General features: G+C 63.6%; 5 protein-coding genes. All 5 read left to right on the forward strand.

Annotated elements, in window-relative coordinates:
• The first annotated feature begins 15 nt into the window (after positions 1-15).
• The gene (locus tag AC3WLT_RS36680) at positions 16-633 is read left to right on the forward strand and encodes a TetR/AcrR family transcriptional regulator (RefSeq protein WP_492581116.1); all 618 of its coding nucleotides are present in this window, start codon (positions 16-18) and stop codon (positions 631-633) included.
• Between the two features lie 83 nt (positions 634-716).
• Positions 717-1,832 (forward strand): efflux RND transporter periplasmic adaptor subunit, encoded by a 1,116-nt coding sequence (locus AC3WLT_RS36685; RefSeq protein ID WP_492596448.1) that lies wholly within the window; start codon positions 717-719, stop codon positions 1,830-1,832.
• Positions 1,829-4,969: an efflux RND transporter permease subunit gene (locus AC3WLT_RS36690; RefSeq protein WP_492596449.1), complete on the forward strand. Its 3,141-nt coding sequence runs from the start codon at positions 1,829-1,831 to the stop codon at positions 4,967-4,969. The genes AC3WLT_RS36685 and AC3WLT_RS36690 overlap by 4 nt, the downstream gene beginning before the upstream one ends.
• A 35-nt stretch (positions 4,970-5,004) precedes the next feature.
• Positions 5,005-5,814, forward strand: a complete 810-nt coding sequence (locus tag AC3WLT_RS36695) for an oxidoreductase (RefSeq protein ID WP_492596450.1) — start codon at positions 5,005-5,007, stop codon at positions 5,812-5,814.
• Positions 5,815-5,989: 175 nt separating this feature from the next.
• Positions 5,990-6,335: MarR family winged helix-turn-helix transcriptional regulator (locus AC3WLT_RS36700; RefSeq protein ID WP_492596451.1), on the forward strand; the 346-nt coding region annotated here is incomplete at its 3' end.

Here is a 6,335-nt window from a genome sequence, read left to right on the forward strand (position 1 = left end):
CTGTATGCTATACCCATGAAAAACACCACCACTCCCTCCGCCCCCGCGCGCGGCCCGGCCGATCACGAGGTACGGGACCAGATCGTTGCCGCCGCCACCGAGCACTTCAGCCGGTATGGCTACGCGAAAACGACGGTCTCCGACCTTGCCAAGGCGATCGGGTTTTCCAAGGCCTACATCTACAAGTTCTTCGAATCCAAGCAGGCCATTGGCGAGATGATCTGCGTCAACTGCCTGCGCGAGATCGAAAACGAGGTCACGACAGCCGTCGCGGAGACGGATCTGCCGCCGGAGAAGCTGCGACGGATCTTCAAGGTCTTTACCGATGCGAGCCTCAGGCTGTTTTTCCGGGACCGCAAGCTGTACGACATCGCAGCATCGGCCGCCACGGAAAACTGGCAGGCGGTTCAGGCTTATGAAGCACGTGTTCAGAAGCTGCTCCAGGAAGTCCTGCAGGCAGGCCGGCAAAGCGGAGACTTCGAGCGCAAGACGCCGCTGGACGAAACCGCGATGGCGATCTATCTGGTGCTGCGCCCCTACCTCAACCCGCTACTCCTGCAGTACAACCGCGACACCACCGACGTCGCGCCTGCGCAGCTGTCCAGCCTGGTACTCCGTAGCCTGTCGCCCTGACCGGGCTCACGTTTGTGACTCTTGACTATAATGGTCACTAGAACCATAATGAAAGCCATCATCACTTCATCGATGGGACTTTCATGTTCTCGCGTCGCCTCGCCACCTCCGCACTCGCCTGTGCGCTGCCGCTTGCGCTAGCGGCCTGCGGCGAAAAAGCACCGTCCGATCCGCGCACCGAGGTGCCGCTGGTGCGCACGGCCATCGCCCAGCGCGCCGTCCCCGCGTCCCGCTCGTTTACGGGGACCGTCGCGGCACGCGTGCAAAGCGACCTGGGTTTCCGTGTTTCCGGCAAGGTGCTGGGACGGCTTGTGGATGCCGGCCAAACCGTCAAACGCGGCCAGCTGCTGATGCGCCTCGATCCCATCGATCTCAAGCTTGCCGCGCAGGCCCGGCAGGAGGCGGTCACCGCTGCGCGGGCGCGTGCGCAGCAGACCGCGCAGGATGAGGAGCGCTATCGCGACCTGCGCGGCACGGGTGCGATCTCGGCTTCGGCCTACGACCAGGCCAAGGCGGCCGCCGATGCAGCCAGGGCGCAGCTCAGCGCGGCCGAGGCCGACGCCGACGTGGCGCGCAATGCGACGGGCTATGCCGAGTTGGTCGCGGACGGCGATGGCGTCGTGATGGAAACGCTGGCCGAACCGGGCCAGGTCGTCAGCGCCGGACAGCCCGTGGTGCGCCTGGCCCACGCCGGGCGCCGCGAGGCCGTGATCCAGCTACCGGAAACCCTGCGCCCCGCCATCGGTTCGGTCGCCCAGGCAACCCTGTTCGGCAACAGCGGCGTCAGCGTGCCAGCCACGCTGCGCCAGCTCTCGGACACGGCGGATCCGCGTACCCGCACCTTCGAAGCTCGTTATGTGTTGCAGGGTGCGCTGGCCGACGCGCCGCTAGGCGCAACCGTCACGATCGAGATACCGGACGCACGCGTGGCGCTCCAGGGCGGCATGCAGGTGCCGATCGGCGCGGTGCTCGACGCTGGCAAAGGGCCCGGCGTGTGGGTCGTCAACGGCGAGCCGGCCAGGGTTGCATGGCAGCCAGTGACGGTCCTTCACCTGGACGACGACAGCGCGCGCGTGTCCGGTACGTTGAAGCAAGGCGATCGCGTCATTGCGCTCGGTGCCCAGTTGCTGCGCGAAGGCGAACAGGTCCGCGTGTCCGGCCAGGCCGTCGCGATGGCGAACGAAGGAGCACGTCCGTGAGCGAAGGCCGATTCAATCTGTCGGCGCTCGCCGTGCGCGAGCGCTCCATCACCCTGTTCCTGATCTGCCTGATCTCGCTGGCCGGGCTCCTGTCGTTCTTCAAGCTGGGTCGCGCCGAAGACCCGGCGTTCACAATCAAGGTGATGACGATCATCACCGTATGGCCGGGGGCCACTGCGCAGGAAATGCACGATCAGGTCGCAGAGAAGATCGAAAAACGCATGCAGGAGCTGCGCTGGTACGACCGGACCGAGACATACACGCGCGCAGGCATGGCCTTCACGACGCTGACGTTGCTCGACACCACACCGCCGTCGGAAGTGCAGGAGCAGTTCTACCAGGCCCGGAAAAAAATCGGCGACGAAACAGCCAACCTTCCGGCTGGCGTGATCGGGCCGATGGTCAACGACGAATATGCTGACGTCACGTTTGCGCTCTTCGCTCTGAAAGCCCGGGGCGAACCGCAACGGCTGCTCGTGCGCGATGCCGAGACGCTGCGCCAACGGTTGCTGCACGTGCCTGGCGTGAAGAAGGTCAACATCATCGGCGAGCAGGCCGAGCGCATCTACGTCCAGTTCTCGCATGACCGGCTGGCAACGCTCGGTGTCAGCCCGCAGGACGTATTCGCCGCGCTCAATGGCCAGAACGCCCTGACGCCAGCCGGCTCCGTGGAGACCAAAGGTCCGGAGGTGTTCATTCGCCTGGACGGCGCCTTTGACAAACTGCAGAAGATCCGCGACACGCCCATCGTGGCGCAAGGCCGCACGCTGAAGCTGTCGGACATCGCCACCGTCGATCGCGGTTACGAAGATCCGGCGACGTTCATGATCCGCAACAACGGCGAACCCGCGCTGCTGCTGGGCATCGTGATGCGCGACGGCTGGAACGGGCTCGATCTCGGCAAGGCACTGGACGGCGAGGTCGGCGCAATCAACGCCGGGCTGCCACTGGGCATGAGTCTGACCAAGGTCACCGATCAGGCCGTCAACATTCATTCGGCGGTCGACGAGTTCATGCTCAAGTTTTTCGTCGCCCTGCTGGTGGTCATGCTCGTGAGCTTTGTGAGCATGGGCTGGCGCGTGGGCCTGGTGGTTGCCGCAGCCGTGCCGCTTACGCTGGCCGTGGTGTTCGTGCTGATGGCCGCTACCGGCAAGAACTTCGACCGCATCACGCTCGGCTCGCTGATCCTCGCGTTGGGGCTGCTGGTGGACGACGCAATCATCGCGATCGAAATGATGGTCGTGAAGATGGAGGAAGGCTACAGCCGCGTGGCCGCGTCGGCCTACGCGTGGAGCCATACGGCCGCGCCGATGCTGGCCGGCACGCTGGTGACCGCGGTCGGCTTCATGCCGAACGGCTTCGCGCGCTCCACCGCCGGCGAATACACCAGCAACATGTTCTGGATCGTCGGCATCGCGCTGATCGCATCGTGGGTCGTCGCGGTGGTCTTCACGCCCTACCTCGGCGTGAAGATGCTGCCCGACTTCAAGAAGGTCGAAGGCGGCCACGACGCAATCTACGACACGCCGCGCTATAACCGCTTCCGTCAGCTGCTCACGCGCGTCATCGCGCGCAAATGGCTGGTCGCCGGTTCGGTCGTTGGCCTCTTCGCCCTGGCCATCATTGGTATGGGCGTGGTCAAGAAGCAGTTCTTCCCGATCTCCGACCGTCCCGAAGTGCTGGTCGAGGTGCAGATGCCCTATGGCACATCGATTTCACAGACCAGCGCCGCCACGCAAAAGGTGGAGGCATGGTTGTCTGAACAGAAGGAAGCCAGGATCGTCACCGCGTACGTCGGGCAAGGTGCACCGCGCTTTTTCCTGGCGATGGGACCGGAACTGCCCGATCCGTCGTTCGCGAAGATCGTGATCCGCACGGACAGTCAGGAGGAACGCGATGCACTGAAGGTGCGACTGCGGCGAGCCATTGCCGACGGTCTTGTGCCCGAAGCGCGCGTGCGCGTCACGCAACTCGTGTTCGGGCCGTATTCGCCGTTCCCGGTCGCCTATCGCGTCACCGGTCCGGACCCGGACAAGCTGCGTGGAATCGCGGCTCAAGTTCAGCAGGTGATGGAGGCCAGTCCGATGATGCGCACGGTCAACACCGACTGGGGCACGCGCTCACCGACGCTGCACTTCACCTTGCAGCAGGATCGCTTGCAGGCGGTGGGATTGACGTCCAGCGCCGTCGCGCAACAACTGCAGTTCCTGCTCACCGGCGTGCCTGTCACCGCCGTGCGTGAGGATATTCGAAGCGTGCAGGTGATCGCGCGTTCGGCCGGCGATGTGCGTCTCGACCCTGCCCGGCTCGGCGACTTCACGCTGGCCGGCGCCAACGGGCAACGCATTCCGCTGTCGCAGGTGGGCAAGGTCGATGTGCGCATGGAGGAGCCGATCACGCGCTGGCGCGACCGCGTGCCGACGATCACGGTACGCGGCGACATTGCCGACAACCTGCAGCCACCGGACGTATCAACGGCAATCACCAGGCAGCTTCAGCCGATCATCGCGAAGCTGCCCAGTGGCTATCGCATCGAGGAGGCGGGCTCCATCGAGGAATCGGCCAAGGCGACGACCGCCATGTTGCCGCTGTTCCCGATCATGCTGGCGATCACGCTGGTCATCATCATCTTCCAGGTGCGCTCGATCTCCGCGATGGTGATGGTGTTCATGACCAGCCCGCTCGGCCTGATCGGCGTGGTGCCGACGTTGATCCTGTTCGGGCAGCCGTTCGGCATCAATGCGCTGGTCGGTCTCATCGCGCTGTCGGGGATCCTGATGCGCAACACGCTGATCCTGATCGGGCAGATTCACCAGAACGAACATGCCGGGCTGGATCCGTTCCATGCGGTCGTCGAAGCCACTGTGCAGCGGGCGCGCCCGGTGATCCTCACGGCCATGGCGGCGATCCTGGCCTTCATCCCGCTGACGCATTCGGTGTTCTGGGGAACGCTCGCCTACACGCTGATCGGCGGCACCTTCGCCGGGACGATTCTCACGCTGGTGTTCCTGCCGGCCATGTACGCGATCTGGTTCAGGATTCGGCCGGGCAACCCCGCAGTTTTGCACAAGGGCCGCCACGAGCACGCCTTTCCTCCCGAACCGACGCTGCAGGACGCGCTCGACGCGCGCAGTTAAAGCGCAATCAATTTACTGTATCGAAGGAAACTGCCATGCCCAATTCCAAAGTGGTCGTTGTGACCGGCGTGTCATCGGGTATCGGACGCGCGACCGCAGAGCAGTTCGCGAAGCGCGGGTGCCGCGTATTTGGCACCGTGCGCAGCATTGCAAAAACGGCGCCGTTGGCCGGCGTCGAGTTGGTCGAAATGGATGTGCGCGACGATGCCTCCGTTCGAAGCGCGATTCATACGATCTTCGATCGCGCCGGGCGCAGCATTGACGTGCTCGTCAACAATGCTGGCACGACGCTGATCGGAGCGGTGGAGGAAACGTCGGTTACCGAAGCCGTCGCGCTTTTCGACACCAACGTATTTAGCATTTTGCGTACGGTCCATGCAGTGCTTCCGCAAATGCGCGCGCAACAACGCGGACGGATCGTCAATATCAGTTCGGTACTCGGCTTCTTGCCGGCACCGTACATGGGACTCTATGCGGCGTCCAAGCATGCCGTCGAGGGGTTGACCGAGACGCTGGATCACGAGATGCGCCAGTTCGGCATCCGCGCAACGCTGATCGAGCCGTCCTTTACCCGAACCAATCTCGACGTCAATGCGCCTCAGGTGAGTTCGAAAATCGCTGCCTATGACCGCGAGCGTGCGCTTGCATCGAGCGCAGTCGTCAACAGTATCGAAGGTGCCCCCGCGCCCGATGGCGTGGCAAACACAATTGTTGAAGCCGCGCTTGGCAGCTGGCGTATGCGTCGCACACCGGCCGGCGAAGCATCCCTGTTGCGCAAATTGCGGCGCTTCATGCCCTCCGGCCCCGTCGATGCAAGCTTGAGGAAGACATTCGGGCTCGTGTGAAGCCTCTCTCCCGCCGCAACGTGGTCTGCGCATCACGTTCGCGGGGCCGCCCTGCGCCGACGAGTGATCAGCTTCAGGCGTCCATGGTCATGACAACTTCGGCGCCTTGCAACGACCGCCCGCGACAGCACGGAACTCTTTGCAATCGAGCCCGTACGCACCCGGAACCGCAGATATGGAAAGTCAGAATTGCGAGTCGTCGATGCTCGCAATCGGAGAAATCTCCGCTCTCGCGCTCAACCATTTTTTCGCCCAGCGCGCAATGCGCGCTTTCTGGGCTCATTTCGACGAAGCACTGCGGCATACGGACGTCAACGCATCCCAGTTTTGCATGCTCGCCTTGCTACATCTACGCGAACCACTCGTTTTCGGCGACATGGCAGCAGAACTGGAAATGGACCGATCGAATCTGTCGGCCAATCTGGCACCATTGTTCCGCCGCAGGCTCATCTCAACGATCTCCCACGAAGGAGATCGACGGAAACGCCAGCTCGTCGTGACGACCGAAGGCCGAAAAGCTG

Source organism: Paraburkholderia sp. FW306-2-2C-D06C (assembly GCF_058781505.1).